Source organism: Streptomyces sp. NPDC020742 (assembly GCF_040641675.1).
Classification (GTDB): Bacteria; Actinomycetota; Actinomycetes; order Streptomycetales; family Streptomycetaceae; genus Streptomyces.
In genome coordinates this window covers 1-24,011 of the sequence record NZ_JBFAEA010000038.1, presented here as the reverse complement: position 1 = coordinate 24,011, position 24,011 = coordinate 1, and the positions used below count along the sequence as shown (strand labels likewise).

Below are 24,011 nucleotides of genomic sequence, written 5' to 3'. Positions count from 1 at the left end.
GTTCGGCCAGAGCTCGGTGCGTCGATGCCCATACTGTGGCCTCCGGCAGTGCACCGCGGCACGGTGCCGGCCGGGTCTGGGGATTCCTCCAGACAATGACGCCGGGTGCACCCGGTCCGTCCGCCCGGGCCCTCGTCCGTCCCCTCGCCCGCCCCCTCCGGCACCGGCTCCGGGCTGCGCGGGCACGCTCTACGGGCTGCGCGGGCAGAGGCTGTGGGCTGCGCGGGCGGGCACCGTGGGCGGGCACCGGGGGCTGACCGCCCGCCCGAGGAAGTGCCGAGAAATGCGGCTTTCCCCTTGCCTCTTGGGGAGCCCGTGCCGCACTGCCCTGCCCCGCTGGGAAGCCCTCGACGGACCTGCCCAATGTCCCGTCTCGTACGGGACGGTGGAAGGGGCATCAACGGGGAATCAACGCGGAATCAACGGCGGCACAGGAGGCCGGGTCGCCAGCCCTCCCGGATCCAGCCCTCCCGGATCCGGCGCCGCCGCGGCCGACCGGCGCGGAGGCCGACCGGCTCGGACTCCGGCCAGCCCGGACGCCGACCGGCCGCCCACGGTGGAGTCGGACGGCCGGCCACACTGCTGGCCCGGCCGGCGAGCGCCGCCGTCAGAGCGTGTCCAGCCAGGACACCACGGCCTTCGCGGTGTCGGCCGCGTGGTCCTCCATCATCGTGAAGTGGTTGCCCGGCACCTCGGTGACGGTGTCCGCACCGTCCCACGACGCCTGCCACTCCTGTGGTGCGAGCCCGTCGCCTTGGGCGGCGGCCACCGGCGGCTCGCTGGAGCGCACCAGCAGCACCGGGCAGGACAGGCGGTCCGGTGCCCAGGCGCCGACGATCCGGATGTACCAGCTCATCGCGGTGAGCCGGTCCGCGTCCATGTGCGCGAACAGCGACTCGCGGTCGAACATCCCGCCGATCATCTCGCCGGCGAACCGGGTGAACGGCGAGTCCTCGCGGGGCAGATAGGTGTCCAGCAGCGCCACACCGGCGGGCGGCGTCCCGGCCTCCTCCAGATGGTGTGCCACGGCCAGCGCGAGGATGCCGCCGGACGACGAGCCGAGCAGCACGTAGGGCTCCTCCCCCGCGCACTCCCGCACCTTCGCGGCCTGGAGCCGTACCACCGCGTCGAACGAGGCGGGCAGCGGCTCGCCGCGGCCGAACCCCGGTGTGGACAGCGCCCAGACGTCGCGCTCGCCCCGGTGGGCGGCGGCGAACCTGGCGTACTGGTGCACCCCGGCGAGCGCCACATACGAGCTGAAGCAGATCAGCCGGGGCGCGGCGGGGCCGGGGGCGTCGCCGCCGCGCGCCAGCCGCACCGGGGCCAGAGCGGCGCCGAAGTCCTCCGGCAGGTCGAACGTCGGCCGCAGCTCGGCGGCGGCCTGCAAGAGGGCGAAGCCCTCCGGCACCCGGTCCGACGCACAGGCCTGCCGGAAGAGGGCACCGAGGGTGTCCACCGCCCCCTCCGGTCCGGCGGGCGGGGCATCGGCGCCCCGGACTCCCGGCGCCGGGAGGGCCGCCCCGGTCAGCTCCTCGCCGAGGCGCGTCGCGAGGTCCTGCGGGGTGGCGAAGTCGAAGACGAGGGTCGCGGGTAGGCGCAGACCGGTGACGGTGCCGAGCTGGTTGCGCAGTTCGACGGCGGTCAGCGAGTCGAAGCCCAACTCCGTGAAGTCCCGGTCTGGTTCGATCTCCTCGGGCGACCCATGGCCGAGCACCGCCGCCACCTGGCCCCGTACCAGCCCCAGCAGCAGCGCGGCCCGCTCCTCGGGGGCGGCGGCCGACAGCTGTGCCAGCAGGGCGTCCCGGTCCGTGCCGGCGGCGGCGACGGTACGTCGTACGGGGCTGGTGGCCGCACCGCCCAGCAGGGCCGCCCGCCCTCCCCTGCCGAGTCCGACGGTGACCAGGGCGGGTTCGCCGGTCGCCAGGGCGGCGTCGAACAGTGCGAGCCCGTCGTCGGCGGAGAGCGCCCGCATCCCGCCGCGGGCCATCCGCTGCCGGTCGGTGTCGGCGAGCCCCGCGGTCATTCCACCGCCGGCCCACAGCCCCCACGCCAACGAGGTGGCCGGCAGCCCCTGGGCCGCCCGGTGGTGGGCCAGACCGTCCAGGAAGGCGTTGGCGGCTGCGTAGTTGGCCTGCCCGGCCGCGCCGAAGGTGCCGGCCGCGGAGGAGAACAGGACGAACGCCGTCAGCGCGCGGTCCTGAGTCAGCTCGTGCAGCCACCAGGCGGCGTCGGCCTTCGGGCGGAGCGCCCGGTCCAGGCGCGGGTCGTCGAGCGCGGTGAGCACACCGTCGTCGACGACCCCGGCGGCGTGGACGACGCCGGTCAGCGGATGGCTGGCCGGGACCGAGTCGAGCAGCGCCGCCACGGCGGCCCGCTCGGCGAGGTCGCAGGCGACCAGGGTGGCGTCGGCGCCCGCCTCGGCCAGTTCGGCCAGCAGCTCCCGGGCCCCGTCGGCGGCCGGTCCGCTGCGGCTGGCCAGCAGCAGCCGGCGCACTCCGTGCCGGGTGACCAGATGCCGAGCCGTACGCCGTCCCAGCGCGCCGGTGGCCCCGGTGACCAGCACCGTGCCGTCCGGGTCGAAGCCGACGGCCGGCGCGGTGGGCGGGGTGACGGGGGTGAGGTGCGGCAGGTGCAGGGCGCCGGCGCGGAGCAGCGCCTGCGGGTGGGCGGCGGCCACCGCGTCGGCGAGGGCGCTGCCGGACGCCTGGGCCCGGGCGGACGTCTCGGTACTGGCATACGACTCGATGCCGGCGTACGACTCGGCGCCGTCCAGGTCCAGGAGGTGGAAGCGGCCGGGGTGTTCACGCTGTGCGGAGCGGACCAGCCCCCACACGGCCGCACCCGCGAGGTCCGCAACGCCCTCGTCGGGTCCGGCAGCCACGGCGCCACGGGTGACGCACACCAGCCGGGACCCGGCGAACCGCTCCTCGGCGAGCCACTGCCGGCAGGCGGCCAGGGTGGTGGCGAGCAACTCCCTTACCTGCACCGGGCCGTGCCCGTTCGGCGCCCGGTCCTCGGGCGGCTCGCCGGCGGCGGCGGGCGCCGTGACACGGGGGCCCGCTCCGCACACCAGCAGTACGGTGTCGGGCATGGTCATGCCGGTGGCCGCGGCGGCCGCCAGCGCCTCGAGGTCGGCGTACGCCTCCACGTGCACGCCCGCGCTGTCGAGCGCCGCCGCGATCCCGCCGTCCGCCGGTCCGCCGCCCGGCGCCCCCTGGCCGGCCGGCTGGCCGAGCACGGCCCACCGCACGGGCTCCGGACGCGGCGCGGCGGTGGCGGCGCGCCATGCGAGCCGGAGCGGCTCCTCGGCCGCGGCCGGTGCGGCGGCGGACACCTGGCCGGGTGTCACCGCCCGCAGGGTCAGCGCGTCGGCGCTGGCGACGGGTCGGCCGGAGGCGTCGGTGACCAGCACCGAGAAGGCGTCGGTCCGGTCCTCGACCGGCGTCAGCCGGACCCGCAGCGCGGTGGCTCCCTGGGCATGGAACGTCACCCCGCTCCAGGAGAACGGCAGCATCGCCCCCTCCGCCCCCGGGCCGCCGGTGTCCCCGCCGGCGACGAGGAGCGTCTGGACGGCCGCGTCGAGCAGTGCGGGGTGCAGCGTGAAGCGCGCGCCGTCGGCCCGGTACGGCTCGGGCAGTTCGGCCTCGGCGAACAGCTCGGCGCCGCGCCGCCATACGGAACCGAGCCCCCGGAAGGCCGGACCGTAGGAGAAGCCGGCCTCGGCGAAGGCGTCGTACCACTCCCCCGAGCCGACGGGCTCGGCCCCCTCGGGCGGCCAACTGCCCAGCGCGGCGGGCTCGTCGGGAGCGGTGGTGGACAGGGTGCCGTGGGCGTGCCGGGTCCACGGGTCGGCGTCGTCCGCCTCCACCGGCCGGGAGTGCACGGTGAACGGCCGCCACCCGGCGTCGTCCGGCGCGCCCACCGCCACCTGGAGGTGGACCGCACCCCGCGCCGGCAGGACGAGCGGGGTCTCCAGGGTCAGTTCGGCGAGATGGCCGCACCCGGTCCGGTCGCCCGCGGCCACGGCCAGGTCCAGATAGGCGGTCGCCGGGAGGATCACCTCCCCCAGTACCGCATGATCGGCGAGCCACGGGTGGCTGGCCAGCGAGAGCCGGCCGGTGAGGACCGTGGACCCGGCTGCGGCGACGGTGACCGCGGCCCCGAGCAGCGGATGGTCAGAGCCGCGCAGTCCCACCGCATCGAGGTCGCCCGCCCCGGCCACGGCTTCCCACCAGTAGGGCCGTCGTTGGAAGGGGTAGGTGGGCAGGTCGACGCGGTGTGCGCCGGGGAACAGCGCGGCCCAGTCGAGTCCGGCGCCCGCGGTGTGCAGGGCGCCGACCGCGGCCATCACACCGGCCGCCTCGGACCGGTCCTTGCGCAGCAGGGGGACCAGGGTGCGGTCGGCGCCATCGAGGCAGCCCTGGGCCAGGGCGGTCAGCGTCCCGTCCGGGCCGGCTTCCAGGAAGCGGGTCACGCCGTGCCGCTCCAGCCACCGGATGCCGTCGGCGAAGCGGACGGCCGCGCGGACCTGCCGCACCCAGTACTCCGGGGAGGTCAGGTCACCCGTCGCCGCGGGCTCGCCGGTGACGTTGGAGACCACCGGGATGCGGGGTTCGCCGTAGGCCACGCTCTCGGCGACGGTACGGAACGCGGCGAGCATCGGCTCCATCAGCGGCGAGTGGAAGGCGTGGCGCACCGTCAGCCGCTTGGCCTTCCGGCCCTCGGACGCGCACCGGTCGGCGATCTCGGCGACGGCGGACTCCTCGCCCGACACCACCACGGCCCGGGGCCCGTTCACCGCGGCCAGGCCCACCCGCTGCGCCAGGCCCGCCAGCAGCGGCGCCACCTCGTCCTCTCCTGCCTGCACCGAGATCATGGCGCCGCCCGCCGGCAGTGCCTGCATCAGCCGGCCCCGCGCCGCTACCAGACGGCAGGCGTCGGCCAGCGACCACACCCCCGCCACATGGGCCGCCACCAGCTCACCGAGGGAGTGGCCGATCAGGTGGTCCGGCCGGACGCCGAACGACTCCACGAGGCGGAACAGCGCCACCTCCACCGCGAACAGCGCCGGCTGGGCGACGGCCGTCCGGTTCAGCGGCTCGGCGTCGTCCCCGAAGACCACGTCCCGCAGCGGCAGTTCCAGCTCCAGCTCGCCGTCGAAGTGCGCACACACCGCGTCGAAGGCCTCCGCGAATACCGGGAACGCCTCGTACAGCTCCCGGCCCATCCCCGGCCGCTGCGCCCCCTGCCCGGTGAACAGCAGCGCGGTCGCGCCGTCACCGCGCACCTGCCCGGCGAGGGCGTGGGGCGTGCTCCCGCCGGTGGCCAGGGCGTCGAGGGCGGTGAGCCGTTCGTCGCGGGTGGCGCCCAGGACGGCGGCGCGGTGGGCGAACACCGAGCGGGTGGTGGCCAGCGACCATCCCACGTCCCGCAGGCCGAGTTCGGGCCTGGTCCGCAGGTGGGTGAGCAGGCGGGCGGCCTGGGCGCGCACGGCGTCGTGGGTGGTGCCGCTGAGCACCCAGGGCGCCGGTGCGGCCGGCGCTCCGGCGGCGGTGTCTGACGGCGGGGCGTCGGTGGCGGGGGCCTGCGGCGGGGCGTCGGTGGCGGGGGCCTGTTCGAGGATGGCGTGGACGTTGGTGCCGCTGATGCCGAACGAGGAGACGCCGGCCCGTCGCGGCCGGTCCGTCCGGGGCCACGGGAGGGGGTCGGTGAGCAGCCGGATGTTCCCCACCGACCAGTCGACATGGGTGGAGGGCCGGTCGATGTGCAGGGTGGCCGGCAGGACGCCGTGCTGGAGCGCCAGCACCATCTTGATCAGGCCCGCCACACCGGCGGCGGCCTGGGTGTGCCCGATGTTGGACTTCACCGAGCCGAGCCACAGCGGCCGTTCCTCGGGCCGGTCCTGGCCGTAGGTCGCCAGCAGGGCCTGGGCCTCGATGGGGTCGCCGAGGCGGGTGCCGGTGCCGTGCGCCTCGACGGCGTCGATGTCGGTGGCCGACAGCCGGGCGCCGGTCAGGGCCTGGCGGATCACCCGTTGTTGGGAGGGGCCGTTGGGGGCGGTCAGCCCGTTGGAGGCGCCGTCTTGGTTGACCGCGGAGCCGCGGAGCAGTGCCAGGACGGGGTGGCCGTGGCGGCGGGCGTCGGCCAGCCGCTCGACGACCAGGACGCCGGCGCCCTCGGCGAAACCGGTGCCGTCGGCGGCGTCGGCGAAGGCCTTGCAGCGACCGTCGGCGGCAAGCCCCCGCTGCCGGCTGAACTCCACGAACAGCCCCGGAGTGGACATCACCGTGACCCCGCCGGCCAGCGCCAGATCGCACTCCCCCGCACGCAGCGCCTGCGCCGCCAAATGCAGCGCCACCAGCGACGACGAACACGCGGTGTCGACCGTGACCGCCGGCCCCTCCAGGCCGAAGACGTACGACAGGCGGCCGGAGAGAACGCTTGCGGTGGTGCCGGTGCCGAGGTGGGCCTCCGCGTCGGGTGCCGGGGCGAGGGAACGGGACGCGTAGTCCTGGCCGTTGGTGCCGGCGAACACCCCGGTGCGGCTGCCGCGCAGCGCCACCGGATCGATACCGGCCCGCTCCACGGCCTCCCACGCCGTCTCCAGCAGCAACCGCTGCTGCGGATCCATCGCCAGCGCCTCCCGCGGCGCGATCCCGAAGAAGCCGGCGTCGAAGCCCGCCACGTCGGTGAGGAAGCCGCCGGTACGGGCGAAGCCGTGTCCCGGCTCTCCCGGCTCGGGGTCGGACAGGCCCGCCGCGTCCCAGCCCCGGTCGGACGGCCACTCACCGATCGCGTCCACCCCGTCCGACAGCAGCCGCCAGAAGTCCTCCGGCGAGTCCACGCCGCCGGGGAAGCGGCAGCTCATCGCCACGATGGCGAGGGGGTCGTCGTCGTGCGGCACCGGGGCGGGCGACGCCGGGGCGGGCCGGTCCGGTGCCTCGTCGAGGCGGAGTTCGGTGCGCAGCGCGGCGGCCAGGGCGGCCGGGGTCGGGTGGTCGAAGAGGAGGGTGGCCGGGAGCCGGGTGCCGGTGGCGGTGCCGAGGGCGTTGCGGAGTTCGACGGCCATCAGGGAGTCGAAGCCCAGCTCGCGGAAGGCCCGCCGGGGGGCGATCTCGTCCGGGTCGGGGTGGTTGAGGACGGCGGCGGCATGGGCCCGGACCAGGTCGGACAGGGCCTGGAGCTGCCGGGGGGCGTCGAGGGCCGCGAGCTGCCGGGCCAGGGCGGGGCCGGCGGCCGGGTCGTCGGGGGTGGGTTCGGTGGCGGCGAGGGCGCGCTGGGCGTCGGGCAGGTCGGCGATCAGGGGGCGGGTGCGGGCCGTGGTGTAGGCGGGCGCGAAGGTGTCCCAGTCGATGTCGGTGACGGCCAGCGCGGTGTCGTCGTGGTCGAGGGCCTGTTGGAGTGCGGCGACGGCCGTCTGCGGGTCCATGACGCGTACGCCGTGCCGGTGCAGGCGTGCGCCGACGGCCCCCTCGGCCATACCGCCGTCCGCCCAGGGGCCCCAGGCGAGGGAGGTGGCGCGGTGTCCGGCGGCCCGGCGCTGCTGAGCCAGGGCGTCGAGGTAGGCGTTGCCGGGGGCGTAGTTGGCGTGTCCCGGGGCGCCGATGGTGCCGGCGGTGGAGGAGAACAGCACGAACGCCGACAGGTCGTGGCCGCGGGTCAGCTCGTCGAGGTGGCGGGCGCCGTCGGCCTTCACCCGGAGCACGCCGGCGAGTTGGCCGGGGGTGAGGGAGCCGATGGTGCCGTCGTCGAGGACCGCGGCGGTGTGCAGCACCGCGGTGAGCGGCCGGTCGGCGGGGACGGCGTCGAGCAGTGCGGCGAGCGCGTCGCGGTCGCCGACGTCGCAGGCCGCGAACTCGGTGCGGGTGCCGAACCCGGCCAGCTCGGCGGCGAGTTCACCGGCTCCGGGCGCGTCGGCGCCGCGACGGCCGACCAGCAGCAGGTGCGGTGCGCCGTTGCGGGCGAGCCAGCGGGCGACCTGGCGTCCGAGGGCGCCGGTGCCGCCGGTGACCAGTACGGTGCCGGAGGGCGCCCAGGGGCGTGCGGTGCCGAGGGCGCCGGTCGCGGCCCGGACCAGGCGGCGGGCGAGGACGCCGTGCGGCCGGACCGCGATCTGGTCCTCGTCGCCGATCCCGGCGAGCGTGTGGACGACGGCGGTGGCCGCGGCCGGGTCCAGGGTGGCGGGCAGGTCCAGCAGGCCGCCCCAGCGCTCGGGTTCCTCCAGGGCGAGCACCCGGCCGAAGCCCCACACCAGGGCCTGCCGAGGCGCGGCCACGCCCTGCGCCGGCTCGGTGGCCACCGCACCGCGGGTGGCGCACCACAGGGGCGCCCGGACCCCGAGGTCGTCCAGCGCCTGGACGAGCGCGACGGTGGCGGCGAAGCCGCGGGGCAGGCCGGGGTGTGCGTGGTGGTCGGCCTCGTCCAGGGCCAGCAGCGACAGGACGCCGGCGACCGGGGGCAGCGGCCCGTCGCCGGGTGCCGTGCCGCGCAGGGCCGCCTCGACGGTGGCGGCGAGGGCCGCGCGGTCCTGTTCGAGGTCCGCCGGGACGGTCACCGGGTGGGCTCCGGCGGCGGCCAGCGCCGTCACCAGCTCGTCGATCGGCGGTTCGCCGTCGGCGGCGAGCACCAGCCAGGTCCCGTCCAGGGCGGGGGGAGCCGCGCCGGCGGGGACGGGCTTCCACGTGATGCGGTAGCGCCAGGCGTCGGCGGTGGCGCCGGCGCGGTGGCGCCGGCGGTAGTCGGCCAGTGCGGGCAGCATCCCGTCGAGCGCCTCGGCGTCCAGGTGCAGCGCGGCGCCGAGGGTGTCGGCGTCGCCGTTCTCCACGGCGTCCCAGAAGGGGGCGTCGACGGCGTCGGCGGGGCCGCTGCGCGCTGCGGTGGGCTCCGGCCAGTAGCGGTGCCGCTGGAAGGGGTAGGTGGGCAGGTCGGTCGGCCGGGGGGCCGCTTCGCCCTCGGGGGTGCCCAGGACGGTGCGCCAGTCGACGGGCCCGCCGGCGACGGAGAGTTCGGCGAGCGAGGCCAGGAAGCGGCGGGGGCCGCCCTCGCCCTTGCGGAGGGTGCCGACGACGGCCGCGTCGGTGAGGTCCAGCGCGTCCAGCGTCTCGCGCACCGCCGTGGCCAGCACGGGGTGCGGTGAGATCTCGACGTAGCTGCGGTGGTCCTGTGCGGCGAGGGCGCGCACGGCGTCCTCGAAGCGCACGGTCCGGCGCAGGTTCCGGTACCAGTAGGCGGCGTCCAGCGACGCGGTGTCGATCCGGTCGCCGGTCACCGTGGAGAAGAACGGGATCGATGCGCTGCGGGGCCGCACCGGTGCCAGCTCGGTGCGCAGTTGCGCGCGGACCTCCTCGACGTGTGACGAGTGGGAGGCGTAGTCGACCGGTATCCGGCGGACCTGGGCGCCCTCGGTGGTGAGCGCGGCGAACAGCTCGTCCAGGGCGTCCGCGTCACCGGAGACGACCACGGACCGGGGGCCGTTGACGGCGGCGATCGACAGCCGCCCCTGCCACGGCGTCAGGCGCTCGGCCACGTCGTGCGGGGGCGCGAGGACGGACAGCATGCCGCCGCGGCCGGCGAGCGCGGTCAGGGCGCGGCTGCGCAGGACCACGATCCGGGCGGCGTCCTCCAGAGTCAGGGCCCCGGCGACGCAGGCGGCGGCGATCTCGCCCTGGCTGTGTCCCACCACGGCGTCGGGCTGCACGCCCCGGGCGCGCCAGAGCTCCGCCAGGGCGACCATCACGGCGAACAGGGCGGGCTGGACGACGTCCACCCGGTCCAGTGCCGGCGCCCCGTCGGCGCCGCGCAGCACCGCCTCGAGGGACCAGCCGGAGAAGCGCTCCACGGCCTGCGCGCACGCGGTGAAGCGGGCGCGGAACTCGGGCTCGGCGTCGAGCAGTTCGGTGGCCATCTGGGCCCACTGGGAGCCCTGGCCGGGGAAGACGAAGACGGTCCGGCCGTCGGCGCCGGCCGTACCGCGCAGCACGGCGGGGGCCGGGGTGTCGCGGGCGAGCCGGTCCAGGCCGTCGCGGAGCGCGTCGTGGTCGTGGGCGAGGACGGCGGCCCGGTGCTCGAACGCCGGGCGGGTGGTGGCCAGCGACCAGGCCAGGTCGCGCAGCGGCGGCGCGGGCTGCCGGGTCAGCCGCTCCCGCAGCCGGGCGCCGAGGGCGCGCAGCGCTTCCGGGGTCCTGGCGGAGACCGGGAAGGCGAGGGGGCGGGCGGGGTCGGGCTCGGGGGCGGCGGCGTCCACGGCGGGGGCGGGGTCGGGGGCCGTGGCGTCCGCGGTGCGGGCGGGGTCCGGTGCCGGGGCCTGTTCGACGATGACGTGGGCGTTGGTGCCGCTGACGCCGAACGAGGAGACACCGGCCCGGCGCGGCCGCCCGCGGTCGGGCCAGGGTACGGCCGAGGTGAGCAGCGAGACGCGGCCCGCCGACCAGTCGACGTGCCCCGAGGCCCGGTCGATGTGCAGCGTGCGGGGCATCAGCCCGTGTCGGAGGGCGAGTACGGCCTTGATGACGCCGGCGATCCCGGCGGCGGCCTGGGTGTGCCCGATGTTGGACTTGACCGAGCCGAGCCACAGCGGCCGGTCCTCGGGCCGGTCCTGGCCGTAGGTCGCCAGCAGGGCCTGGGCCTCGATGGGGTCGCCGAGGCGGGTGCCGGTGCCGTGCGCCTCCACCATGTCGACGTCCGCCGTGGCCAGGCCGGCGCCGGCCAGGGCCTGCCAGATGACGCGCTGCTGGGAGGGGCCGTTGGGGGCGGTCAGCCCGTTGGAGGCGCCGTCCTGGTTGACCGCGGAGCCCCGCAGGACGGCGAGCACGGGGTGGCCGTGGCGGCGGGCGTCGGCCAGCCGCTCGACCAGCAGCAGGCCCGCGCCCTCCCCCCAGGCGGTGCCGTCGGCGGCGTCGGCGAAGGCCTTGCAGCGGCCGTCGGCGGCCAGCCCCCGCTGCCGGCTGAACTCCAGGAACAGCCCCGGGGTGGACATCACGGTGACCCCGCCGGCCAGCGCCAGATCACACTCCCCCGCACGCAGCGCCTGCGCCGCCAAATGCAGCGCCACCAGCGACGACGAACACGCGGTGTCGACCGTGACCGCCGGCCCCTCGAGCCCCAGCGCATAGGAGACCCGGCCGGAGACCACGCTGGCGGCGTTGCCGGTGCCGATGTGCCCTTCGAGGCCGTCCGCGGCACCGAGCAGCAGCCCGGTGTAGTCCTGGCCGTTGGTGCCGGCGAACACCCCGGTGCGGCTGCCGCGCAGCGCCACCGGGTCGATACCGGCCCGCTCCAGCGCCTCCCACGCCGTCTCCAGCAGCAGCCGCTGCTGCGGATCCATCGCCAGCGCCTCCCGCGGCGCGATCCCGAAGAAGCCGGCGTCGAAGCCCGCCACGTCCTGCAGGAACCCGCCGGAGCGGGTGTAGCTCCGGCCCGGCACGCCCGGCTCGGGGTCGTACAGCCCCGCCACGTCCCAGCCCCGGTCGGACGGCCACTCGCCGATCGCGTCCACCCCGTCCGAGAGCAACCGCCAGAAGTCCTCCGGCGAGCCCACCCCGCCGGGGAAGCGGCAGCTCATCGCCACGATCGCCACCGGTTCCGGCCGCCCGGCCCCGGCCTCGGCCTCCTGTAGGCGCTGCCGGGTCTGGTGCAGGTCGTGGGTGACCTTCTTGAGGTACTGGAGGAGCTTCTCTTCGTTCATGCGCCCTCATCCACGTGGCGGTGCTGGGTCAGTTGCGGTCGGTGCGGCACGGCATGTCGGCGCCGGCGCCGCGCCGGGTCGTGCCGGGGTCGTGCTGCCGTCATGACATGCCGAGGTCGTTGTCGATGAAGTCGAAGATCTCGTCGGCGGTGGCGGCGTCGATCCGGTCGCCCACCCCGGCGCCGTCGTCGGCCTGTGCCGCCCCGTCCGGCCGTTCGTGCCACTTCGCCAGCAGGGTCTGCAGGCGGGAGGCGATCCTGGCCCGCTGCGGATCGTCCGCCGGTACGTCGCCCAGCACGCCCTCGAGGCGGTCCAGTTCGGCGAGCGCGGGCAGCCCCCCGGCCGGGTCGCCGGCGACCACCTCGCCCCGCAGGTGGCGGGCGAGGGCCACGGCCGTCGGGTGGTCGAACAGCAGGGTGGCGGGGAGCTGCGTCCCGGTGGCGAGGCCCAGCCGGTTGCGGAGTTCGACGGCCATGAGGGAGTCGAAGCCCAGCTCGTTGAAGGCCCGTTGGGGGTCGATGGCGTCGACGGAGGAGTGTCCGAGGACGGCGGCGACCTGGGTGCGGACCAGGGTGGCGAGGGCGCGTTCCTGATCCGCCGTGCTCCGCCCGGCCAGCTCCGCGCGCAGCGCGTCGGGACCGCCGTGCGGGCCGCTGCTCGCCGGCTCGCCCTCCGCTCCGTCCACCGGGGCCGCCGCACGGGCCTCGGGCAGGGCGCGCAGCAGCGCGCTGGGCCGCACCGAGGTGAAGCCGGGCACGAACCGGGCCCAATCGACATCGGCCACGGTCAGCGCGGTGGCGCCGCGGGCCACCGCCCGCTCCAGCGCGTCCGCGGCGCGCCGCGGGTCGAGCGGGTGCATCCCGCTCCGGGCCAGCCGCTCCGCGAGTGGCGCGTCGCCCGCGCTGCCGGCCGCCATCCCGTCGCCGGCCCACGGGCCCCACGCGATCGAGGTGGCGGGGCGGCCGAGGGCGTGCCGGTGCTGGGCGAGGGCGTCCAGATAGGCGTTGGCGGCGGCATAGTTGGCCTGACCGGTCGCTCCGGCCGTGCCGGCGAAGGAGGAGAACAGCACCAGTGTGGTGTGCTCGTCGGTCAGCTCGTGCAGGTGGGCCGCGGCGGCCATCTTGGGCCGCAGTACGGCGTCCAGGCGCGGCCCGTCCAGCCCGGCGATCAGCCCATCGTCGAGCACCCCCGCGGCGTGGAACACCGCGTCGACGGGGTGCTCGGTCAGCAGCCGCGCCAGCGCGTCCCGGTCGGCGGTGTCGCAGGCGACGACCGTCACCCGGGTGCCGCGGCCGGTCAGTTCGGCGGTCAGCTCGGCCGCGCCGTCGGCCCGGGCTCCGCGCCGGCTCACCAGCACCAGGTGTGCTGCGCCGCGTTCGGCGAGGCGGCGGGCCACCTGGGCGCCGAGGGCGCCGGTGCCTCCGGTGATGAGGACGGTGCCGCCGCACTCCCAGGGCGCACCGGCGCCGGGCGCGGCGTCCTGGAGCCGGGCCCGGACCAGCCGCCGTACGGACACTCCCGCGCCGCGCACGGCGACTTGGTCCTCACCGGTCCCGGCCGCCAGCACCGCGCACAGCCGCCGCACGGCCCGGTCGTCGGGTACGGCGGGCAGGTCGACCAGGCCGCCCCAGCCCTGCGGATGCTCCAGCGCGGCCACCCGCCCGAAGCCCCAGACGGCGGCCTGTACGGGCGCCGGCAGGGCCTCGCCGTCGCGCACCGCAACGGCGCCGGTGGTCGCGCACCACAGCGGCGCGCCGGTGCCCAGGTCGTCGAGGGCCTGGACGAGCGCCATGGTCGCGGCGAGTCCGCCGGGGGTGGCGGGCTGCTCCCGGTGCGGCGCCTCATCGGTGCCCAGCAGCGACAGCACTCCCTCGAGATCCCCCCACTCGACCTCAAGTGCGTCGAGTTGACTCCTGAGCGAGGCGCGCTCCACCCGGCCGCAGTCCACCTCGACGGGCACGACCCGGTCCGCTCCATGGGCGACCAGCCCGTCCGCGACCGCCGTCTCCCAGGCCCCGTCGGCGCGCCCCGCGGGCAGCGGCAGCAGCCAGGTGCCGGACAGCACGGGTGCGGCGGTGTCGGCCTGGGGCCGCCAGTCGACCTGGTACTCCCAGCCCTCGGCGGCGGTGCGGGCGCGGTGCTCCCGGCGCCAGGAGGTCAGCGCGGGCAGTACGTCGGCCAGCGGTGCATCGGCGGGCAGTTGGAGCCGCTCGGTGAGGTCGCCCAGGTCGGCGCGTTCCACGGCGTCCCAGAACTGCTGGTCCTCGGTGGATGACGGAACGGCGCCGGCCGGCCCGTCGGCCGGTTCCAGCCAGTACCGGCGGCGCTGGAAGGCATAGGTGGGCAGCTCGACACGGTGGGCCCGCTCCCCGGACAGCGCGGCGGACGTCGTCGCCAGGCCGCGCACGTGGAGGCCGGCCGCGGCCAGCAGTGCGCTGCGCACCTCGGGCTGCGCGCGCCGGAGCACCGGCAGGGCGGCGGTGTCCGCACCGGGTTCCGCCAGGCTCTCCCAGGCCAGCGCGGCAAGGGCGCCGTCGGGGCCCAGCTCCAGCCAGGTCCGGACGCCGTCGGCCTCCAGTGCGCGCACGCCGTCGCAGAACCGGACCGGCTCGCGCACCTGCCGTACCCAGTACTCGGGGGAGGTCAGGTCGGCGTCGGCGGCCGGCTTACCAGTGAGGTTGGAGACCACGGGGATCCGCGGCGGTGCATAGCGCACACCCCGGGCGACCTCGTCGAACTCCGTCAGCATCGCGTCCATCAAGGGTGAGTGAAACGCATGGCTGACCCGCAAACGCCTAGTCTTTCGCCCGCGCTCGGCCAGTTGTCCCGCGATCCGGGTGACGGTGTCCGCCTCGCCGGAGACGACGACGGAGGTGGGCCCGTTCACCGCGGCGATCCCCGCCCGGTCGGCGAGCCCGTCCAGCAGGGGCCGCACCTCCTCCTCGGTGGCCTGCACGGCGATCATGGCGCCGCCCTCCGGCAGCGCCTCCATCAGCCGGCCGCGGGCGGCGACGAGGGCGCAGGCGTCGGGGAGCGTCAGCACGCCGGCCACATGTGCCGCGGTCAGCTCGCCGATGGAGTGTCCGATCAGTACGTCGGGCCGCACTCCCCAGGAGGCGACCAGGGCGTACAGGGCGGTCTCCACGGCGAACAGGGCGGGCTGGGTGTAGGCGGTGCGGTCGAGCAGCGCGGCGTCGGGCGAGCCCTCGGCTGCGAAGACCACCTCGCGCAGCGGCCGTTCCAGGTGCCGGTCGAACTCCGCGCAGGCCTCGTCGAACGCCGCCGCGTACACCGGGAAGCGCGTGTGGAGCTCGCGTCCCATGCCGGCGCGCTGGGCGCCCTGCCCGCTGAAGAGGAGGGCGAGTTTCCCGCCGGTGCCGGACCGCCCGCGCACCAGCTCGGCCGGCGTCTCGTCCCGGGCCAGCGCCGCCAGGCCCGCCAGGAACGTCCCGCGGTCCTCGGCGACCAGTGCCGCCCGGTGCTCGAAGGCGGCCCGGGTGGTGGCGAGCGAGTGGCCGACGTCGGCCACGGACAGCTCCGGACGGTCGGCGAGGTGGGCGCGCAGCCGTGCGGCCTGCTCGCGCAGGGCCGGCGCGGACCGGGCGGACAGCGGCCATACGACCGGGCCGTTCGCCCCCTCCGCCCCGTCCGGCCCGACTGCCCCGAGCGGCTCGTCCGGCCGCCGCGTTGCCGCCGCTGCTGCGCCCGAACTGCCGCCGGTGGTCGCGCCGTTCGCCGCCCCGTCCTCCGGTGGCGCGGGCTGTTCGAGCACCACATGCGCGTTGGTGCCGCTGATCCCGAACGACGACACCGCGGCCCGGCGCGGTCGTGCGTGCCGCGGCCACTCCACGGCCTCGGTCAGCAGCCGCACCTCGCCCGCCGACCAGTCCACGTGCGAGGTGGGCTCGGTCAGGTGCAGGGTGCGGGGCAGCACACCGTTCTGCAGCGCCAGCACCATCTTGATCACGCCGGCGATGCCCGCCGCGGCCTGGGTGTGCCCGATGTTGGACTTCACCGACCCCAGCCACAGCGGCCGGTCCGCCGGCCGGTCCTGACCGTAGGTGGCGATCAGCGCCTGCGCCTCGATCGGGTCACCGAGCGCCGTACCCGTACCGTGCGCCTCCACCGCGTCCACCTCCGCGGCCGACAGCCCCGCACTCGCCAGCGCCTGCCGGATCACCCGCTGCTGCGACGGGCCGTTCGGCGCCGTCAGGCCGTTCGACGCGCCGTCCTGGTTCACCGCGGAGCCACGGAGCACGGCGAGCACCGGATGTCCCAGGCGCCGCGCGTCGGAGAGCCGTTCGACCAGGACGATGCCCGCCCCCTCGCCCCAGCCGGTGCCGTCCGCGCCCTCGGCGAACGCCTTGCACCGCCCGTCGCCCGCCAGGCCTCCCTGCCGGGCGAACTCCACGAAGGCGCCCGGCGTCGCCATCACCGTCACCCCGCCCGCGAAGGCCAGGTCGCACTCGCCAGAGCGGAGGGACTGGGCGGCGAGGTGCAGCGCCACCAGCGACGACGAGCAGGCCGTGTCGACCGTCACCGCGGGCCCTTCGAGCCCGAGGGCGTACGCGATCCGGCCGGAGGTCACGCTGGTGGCGTGGCCGGTGAGCAACTGCCCTTCCGACCCGTCGGGCAGGGTGTGCGCGGCCGAGCCGTAGCCCTGGTAGTTCGTGCCCGCGAACACCCCGGTCCGGCTGCCGCGCAGGGTCGCCGGGTCGATGCCAGCCCGCTCCAGCGCCTCCCACGATATTTCCAGCAGCAGCCGCTGCTGCGGGTCCATGGTGACCGCTTCGCGCGGCGAGATGCCGAAGAAGTCGGCGTCGAAGTCACCGCTGTCGTAGAGGAATCCACCCTCGATCCGGCCCATGGCGCCGTCCGTCGGCCAGCCCCGGTCGTCCGGCACCGCCGACAGCGCGTCCACACCCCCGGACAGCAGCGCCCAGAACTCCTCCGGGGTGCTCGCCCCACCGGGGAACCGGCAGCTCATGGCGACGACGGCGAGCTGCTCCGTACCGTCCGCAGCCGCTCCCGACGGGGTGGTCGGGGCCAGCGGCGCCACGTCCGCGCCGAACAGCTCACCGTGCACATGGCGGGCCAGGGCCTGCGGCGACGGGTAGTCGAAGACGAGGGTCGCCGGCAGCCGCAGTCCGGTCGCGGCCCCGATCCGGTTGCGCAGTTCCACGGCGGTGAGCGAATCGATGCCCAGTCCTCGGAACTCCCTTTCGGGCGCGATGGCTTCGGGGCCGGAGTGCCCCAGCACGATCGCGGCCTGGGCGCGGACGAGGTCGCCCACGGCGGACTCCCGCTCGGCGGGCGGCAGCGCGCGCAGCCGGCCGAGCAGGCCCTGTACGGCGTCGCCGGTGCCCGCGGCAGCGGCCGAGCGGCGCCCCGCCCCGGTCACCAGGCCCCGGAGCAGCGCGGGCAGCCCGGCCTGCTGGGCACGCAACGCCGCACGCTCCAGCCGTACGGGCACCAGCACCGGCTCGGCCGCGCGGACCGCGGCATCGAACGCGGTAGTGCCCTGGGCGGCCGTGAACGGCAGCATCCCGCCGCGCGCCATCCGCCGCAGATCGGCCTCCGCCAGTTCACCGGTCATCCCCGCACCGGGGGCCCAGGGGCCCCATACGAGCGAGGTGGCCGGCAGCCCGGCGCCCCTCCTGCTCTGGGCGAACGCGTCCAGGTAGGCGTTGGCCGCCGCGTAGTTGCCCTGCCCCGATCCCCCGAGGGCACCGGCGACGGACGAGAAGACCACGAACGCGGCCAGGTCCGCGCCCCGGGTCAGCTCGTGCAGGTGCGTCACGGCGTCGGCCTTCGGCCGGAGCACGGAATCCAGCCGCTGGGGCGTGAGGGAGGTGAGGACGGAGTCGTCCAGGACTCCGGCGGTGTGGACGACGGCGGTCAGCGGGTGCGGAGCGGGCACCGTGTCGAGGAGGTCGCGGACCTCCTCGCGGTCGCTGACATCGCTGGCGGCGAGGGTGACGGTGGTGGCGCCCAGGGCGGCCAGCTCGTCCCGGAGCGCGTCGGCACCGGGCGCCTCCGGACCGCGACGGCTGGCCAGCAGCAGATGCCGTACGCCGTGCTCCGCCACCAGGTGACGGGCCATCACCGCACCGAGACCACCCGTACCGCCCGTGATCAGCACCGTCCCGTCCGGGTCGAGCGGGACCGGCATGGTCAGCACGACCTTGCCGATGTGCCGGGCCTGGCTGAGGTGCCGGAAGGCCTCCGGGGCCTTGCGCACGTCCCAGGCGGTGAGCGGCAACGGCCGCAGCACGCCCCGTCCGAAGAGCTCGACCAGCGCCCGCAGCATCTCCCCGATCCGCTCCGGACCGGCGTCGAAGAGGTCGAAGGCCCGGTACCGCACGCCGTCATGGGCGGCGGCGACCTGGTCCGGATCCCGGACGTCGGTCTTGCCCATCTCCAGGAACCGCCCACCCCGCGGCAACAACCGCAGCGACGCGTCCACGAACTCCCCCGCCAGGGAATCCAGCACCAGGTCGACCCCCCGGCCGCCGGTCTCCTCGCGGAAGGTGGCTTCGAAGTCCAGCTCGCGGGACGAGGCGATACGGGTCCGGGGCAGACCGTTGTGCAGCAGGGTGTCCCACTTGCCGGGGCTGGCGGTGCCGTAGACCTCCGCTCCCAGGTGCTGCGCCAGTTGCACCGCCGCCATCCCCACACCGCCCGCAGCGGCATGGATCAAGACCGACTCCCCGGCCCGCAGGCTCCCCAGTTCCACCAGCGCGTAGTACGCCGTCAAGAACACCACCGGCACCGACGCCGCCTCCGCGAACGACCACCCCTCCGGGACACGGACGAGCGTGCGCGCATCGGCCACCGCTACCGGCCCGAAGGACCGGGTGAACAGGCCCATCACCCGGTCGCCCGGCGCGAGGTCCACCACCCCGGGGCCCACTTCGGTGACGATGCCGGCGCCCTCGATGCCCAGCGCTCCGGCCTCCCCCGGGTACATGCCGAGGGCGTTGAGGACATCACGGAAGTTGACACCCGCCGCGCGTACCGCGATCCGCACCTCGCCCGCGCCCAACTCGGCGTGCGCTTCGGGGCGTTCCGCCAGCCGCAGGTTCTCCAGGGTGCCCTTCTCCACGATGTCCAGGGACCAGGCGGACGCCTCGGCGCGCTCGGGCAGCGGCAGTGCGCCACCGGACAGGTACCTGGTCAGTCGCGGTACGCGGGCCCGGCCTGCGCGCAGGGCCAGTTCGGGCTCCGCGGAGGCAAGGGCGGAGGCAAGCGCGCCCGGGAGCGCGGCGAGCGACTCGGCCGTGCCGTCGACGTCGGCCAGGGTGAACCGGTCCGGGTGCTCCGAGCGCGCCGACCGGACGAGTCCCCACACCGCGGCCGCCGCCGGGTCCGGTCGCCGGTCATCGTCCACGGCGACCGCACCGTGGGTGAGCACCACCAGACGGGCGGCAGCGAAGCGTTCGTCGTCCAGCCAGGCGTGCAGGAACGCCAGTACCTGGTGGGTAGCGGTGTGCGCGGCGGCGGCCGGGTCACCCTCGGGAATGTCCGGCCGCAGCAGGACATGGGAGGGCACCAGGTCGTGCGGCAGGGAGGCCAGGTCCGGGTAGCCGACGGCGCCGAGCGTGCCGGGGTCGAGCCGGTCGGGGCCGGTGGAGAGGTCTATGAGCGCGTCAAGGGGCGTGTCAAGCGGCGTGTCATGAAGCGCGTCAAGGGGCGCCGGGGTGGATACGCCAGGGAGGTTGGCTGGACCGGTGAGGCCAGCCGGGCTGGCGGGGCTGACCGGGCCAGTGAGATTGGCGAGGCCAGTCGGATCCGGCAGCGGTATCCAGTCGATCGTGTGCAGCGCGCTGTCCTGGTGGCCGGCGGAGGCACCGGCGATGCCGTCGGCCGACACGGGGCGGAGTACCAGGGAGTCGATCGTGGCGACCGGCCCGCCAGAGGCGTCGGCCAGCTCCAGGGTGACCGTGTCACTTCCCTGCGCGACGTCGGCGCCGTACGCCGTGCCCTCGCCGTGGGCGGAGTGGTCTCCGCTGTCGGGGTTGTCGCCCGCGGCGTCGTTCTTGCCGTTCCTCGACAGGCGGACCCGCAGCACCGAGGCCCCGGCCGCATGCAGGGTCACCCCTGACCAGGAGAAGGGCAACCTGCCCGGACCGTCCGGGCCGTCCGCCGTCGCCCGATCCGCCGGAGCGAGCCCGAGCGCGTGCAGGGCCGCATCGAGCAGCGCCGGATGCAGCCCGAAGCCGCCCGCATCAGGGACGGCGCTCTCCGGGAGCCGGACCGCGGCGAAGAGTTCGTCACCGCGGGTCCAGACGTCGCGCAGGCCGCGGAAGACGGGACCGTAGGCGAACCCCGCCGCCGCGAGACCGTCGTACAACCCCTCGGTCGCGACGGGCTGCGCCCCGGCGGGCGGCCACTGCGACAGATCGGCGACGGGCGGCGCGGCGTCCACGCCGAGGACGCCGACGGCGTGGCACGTCCACGGCTGCTCGGGCGGTGCGTCCTGGGGCCGGGCATGGACGCTCAGGGTGCGGTGTCCGGTCCCGTCCGCCGCTCCGACCGCGACCTGAAGCTGGACGGCGCCCCGTTCCGGCAGCACCAGCGGTGCCTGCAGCGTCAGCTCCTCGACCTGCCCACACCCGACCTGGTCCCCGGCGCGAACGGCCAGCTCCAGGAAGGCCGTACCGGGGAACAGGACCGCACCCGATACGACGTGTTCGGCGAGCCAGGGGTGGGTTGCCGCGGAAACCCGCCCGGTGAGCACCAGGGCGCCGTCGCCGGCCCCACCGGGCGTGCCGTCACCGGCGGCTCGTTCGGGGCCGTCGGCCAGGGCAACGGCCGCGCCTAGCAGGGGATGGTGCGCCGACATCAGTCCGGCGGACCCGAGATCACCGGCCGGCAGCCCCGTGAACCTCGGCCAGTAGCGCTGGTGTTGGAAGGCGTAGGTGGGGAGATCGACGCGACGGGCACCGTCACCGGTACCGGCACCGTCGGTACGCATACCCGCATCGCCCTCGCTACCGGAGAAGAGCACGGCCCAGTCGACCGGGACGCCGTGCGCATGGGCCTGAGCCAGTGCGGTCAGCAGGGCCGCGGCCTCCGGACGTCCCTTGCGCAGAGTGGGGGCGAGCAGGTGGCCGGCGTCGCCGTCCAGGCAGCCCTGCGCCAATGCGGTGAGTGTTCCGTCCGGGCCGATCTCGACGAACCGAGAGACCTCGCGCTCCGCCAGCCACCGGACGCCGTCGGCGAACCGGACCGCCTCACGCACATGCCGCACCCAGTACTCCGCAGACATCAACTCCTCGGCCGAGGCGAGTGCACCGCTGAGGTTGGAGACCACCGGGATACGCGGCTCCGCATACGCCACGCCCTCGGCGACGGCACGGAACTCGGCCAGCATCGGCTCCATCAGCGGCGAGTGGAAGGCATGGCTGACCGGGAGCCGCTTGACCTTCCGACCCTCGGACGCCATCCGTTCGGCGATGTCGGTGACGGCCGACTCCTCGCCCGCGATGACGGTCGCCGACGGACCGTTCACCGCAGCGATGCTCACCCGCTGCTCCAGCCCCACCAGCAGCGGCAACACCTCGTCCTCCGACGCCTGGAGCGAGACCATCGCCCCACCGGGCGGCAGGGCCTGCATCAGCCGGCCCCGCGCCGCCACCAGCCGGCAGGCGTCCTCCAGCGACAGCACCCCCGCCACGTGCGCGGCCACCAACTCACCGATCGAGTGCCCGATCAGGAAGTCCGGTCGAACACCGAACGACTCCACCAACCGGAACAGCGCCACCTCCAGCGCAAACAGCGCCGGCTGGGTGTAGCCCGTCCGGTTCAGCAACTCGGCGTCGTCACCGAACACCACATCCCGCAGGGCGCAGTCGCCTCCCCCCACGCCCTCCTCATCGAAGCGGCCACACACCGCGTCGAACGCCTCCGCGAACACCGGGAACGCCTCGTACAGCTCCCGGCCCATCCCCAGCCGCTGCGCCCCCTGCCCCGTCAGCAGAACCGCCAGTCGCGCCTCGGGGTCAGCCACCCCGGTCACGACCGAGGCAGCGTCGCGCTCCTCGGCCAGGGCCGCGAGCCCGTCCATCAGCCCGCTGCGGTCGGCGGCCAGTACGACAGCCCGATGCTCGAACTGCGACCGCGTGGTCGCCAGCGCCAACCCCACGCTCTGTACGGGAAGTTGAGGGCGCTCCGCCATGAAGGTGAGCAGCCGCTGCGCCTGGTCGCGCAACCCGGCCCGGCTCCGCGCCGACACCACCCACGGCACCAGCCCCACGGGCCCAGGCGGAGCCACCTCAGCCCCACCCTCAACCGCCCCGGCCAGCCCTTCCTCTGCCGGGCCCTGCCACTCCTCGACCGGAGCCTGCTGGTCCTCAGCCGGGGCCTGCTCAATCACCACATGCGCATTGGTGCCGCTCACGCCGAACGCCGAGACAGCCGCCCTGCGCAGCCGCTCCGTCTCCGGCCACTGCACCGCCTGGGTCAGCAGCTGGACGTGCCCCGCCGACCAGTCCACGTGCGTCGACGGCTGGTCCACGTGCAGGGTCTGCGGCAGCACACCATGCTCCAGCGCCAGCACCATCTTGATGACGCCCGCCACGCCGGCCGCGGCCTGGGTGTGTCCAATGTTGGACTTCACCGAACCCAGCCACAACGGACGGTCCACCGCCCGGTCCTGACCGTACGTGGCGAGCAGCGCCTGCGCCTCGATCGGGTCACCGAGGGACGTACCGGTGCCATGAGCCTCCACCACGTCGACGTCCGACGCCGACAGGCCCGCACTCGCCAACGCCTGACGGATCACCCGCTGCTGCGACGGACCATTCGGCGCCGTCAAACCATTCGACGCACCGTCCTGGTTCACGGCGCTGCCACGCACCACCGCCAGCACCCGGTGGCCATTCCGCCGGGCATCCGAGAGCCGCTCCACCGCCAGCACGCCGACGCCCTCGGCCCAGCCGGTGCCATCAGCAGCATCCGAAAACGCCTTGCACCGGCCGTCGGCGGCCAACCCGCGTTGGCGGCTGAACTCAATGAACGCACCGGGCGTCGACATCACCGTTACGCCGCCGGCGAGGGCGAGGTCGCACTCGCCCGAGCGCAAGGACTGCACGGCCAGGTGCAGGGCGACCAGCGACGACGAGCACGCCGTGTCCACCGTCACCGCGGGCCCCTCAAGGCCCAGCGCATACGCCACCCGACCGGACACCACGGCCGCCGCATTTCCGGTGCCGAGGTAGCCGTCCTGGCCCTCCGGGGTGCTCAGGAGCAGGGCGGGGTAGTCCTGGCCGTTGGATCCGACGAAGACCCCGGTGCGGGTACCCCGCAATGTCTGGGGATCGATGCCGGAACGTTCCAGGGCTTCCCACGACGTTTCCAGCAACAGCCGCTGCTGCGGGTCGATCGCCACGGCCTCACGCGGACTGATGCCGAAGAACTCCGGGTCGAACTGGTCGACACCGCTGAGGAATCCGCCGTGCCGCGAGTAGCTCTTGCCCGGCTGCCCGGGGGTCGGGTCATAGAGCGCATCGAGGTCCCAGCCCCGGTCCGTGGGGAGTTCGGAGATGGCGTCCTCGGCCCCGGCGACCAAGCGCCACAGGTCCTCGGGGCCTGCCACTCCACCCGGCAGACGGCAGCTCATCCCGACGATCACCACCGGATCGTCCGACGAAGACACCGCCGCCGACAGACCCGACCCCAACGCCGCGACAGCATCAGCCCCAGCGTCGGCGCCGAACAGCTCATCGCCAAGGAAGCGAGCCAGCTCCACCGGGCTCGGGTAGTCGAAGACGACTGTGGCGGGAAGCCGCAGGCCCGTCTCCGTGTTCAAACGGCCGCGCAGTTCCACGGCGGTCAGCGAGTCGAAGCCCACGTCCCGGAATGCGGAACGCGCCTCCACCGATTCGGGCTTGTCATAGCCGAGGACGGTTGCGGCATGCCGACGCACCAGGTCCAACAACGCCCGATCCCGCTCAGCAACCGACAGCCCGGCCAGCCGCTCCCGCACCACACCCAAACCAGCAACCTCACCACGCCCCGCCCGCAAAACCTCCCGCACCTCCGGGAGGTCCTCCAGCAGTGGGCTGGGCCGGCCACTAGTGAACGCCGGAACGAACCGCCCCCAGTCCATATCCGCCACCACAACCCCGGCCTCACCACCACCCACGGCCGCGCCCAGCGCCTGAACCGCCAAGGCCGGATCCATCGGCCTCAGACCACGACGCCGCAGATGCTCCTCAGAACCGTCAGCCTCCACCATCCCCCCACCAGCCCACGGACCCCACGCCACCACACTCCCCACCAACCCCCGCGCCCGACGATTCGCCACCACCCCCTCCAACGCCGC

The 24,011-nt window shown here is 75.4% G+C and carries 2 protein-coding genes; both read right to left on the bottom strand.

Annotated features, from left to right (window positions below):
* Positions 1–607: 607 nt before the first annotated feature.
* Positions 608–11,683, bottom strand: a complete 11,076-nt coding sequence (locus AB0G84_RS34380; protein ID WP_361329974.1) for a type I polyketide synthase — start codon at positions 11,681–11,683, stop codon at positions 608–610.
* Positions 11,684–11,783: 100 nt separating this feature from the next.
* The coding region (locus AB0G84_RS34375; RefSeq protein WP_361329971.1) for a type I polyketide synthase at positions 11,784–24,011 on the bottom strand (12,228 nt) is incomplete at its 5' end.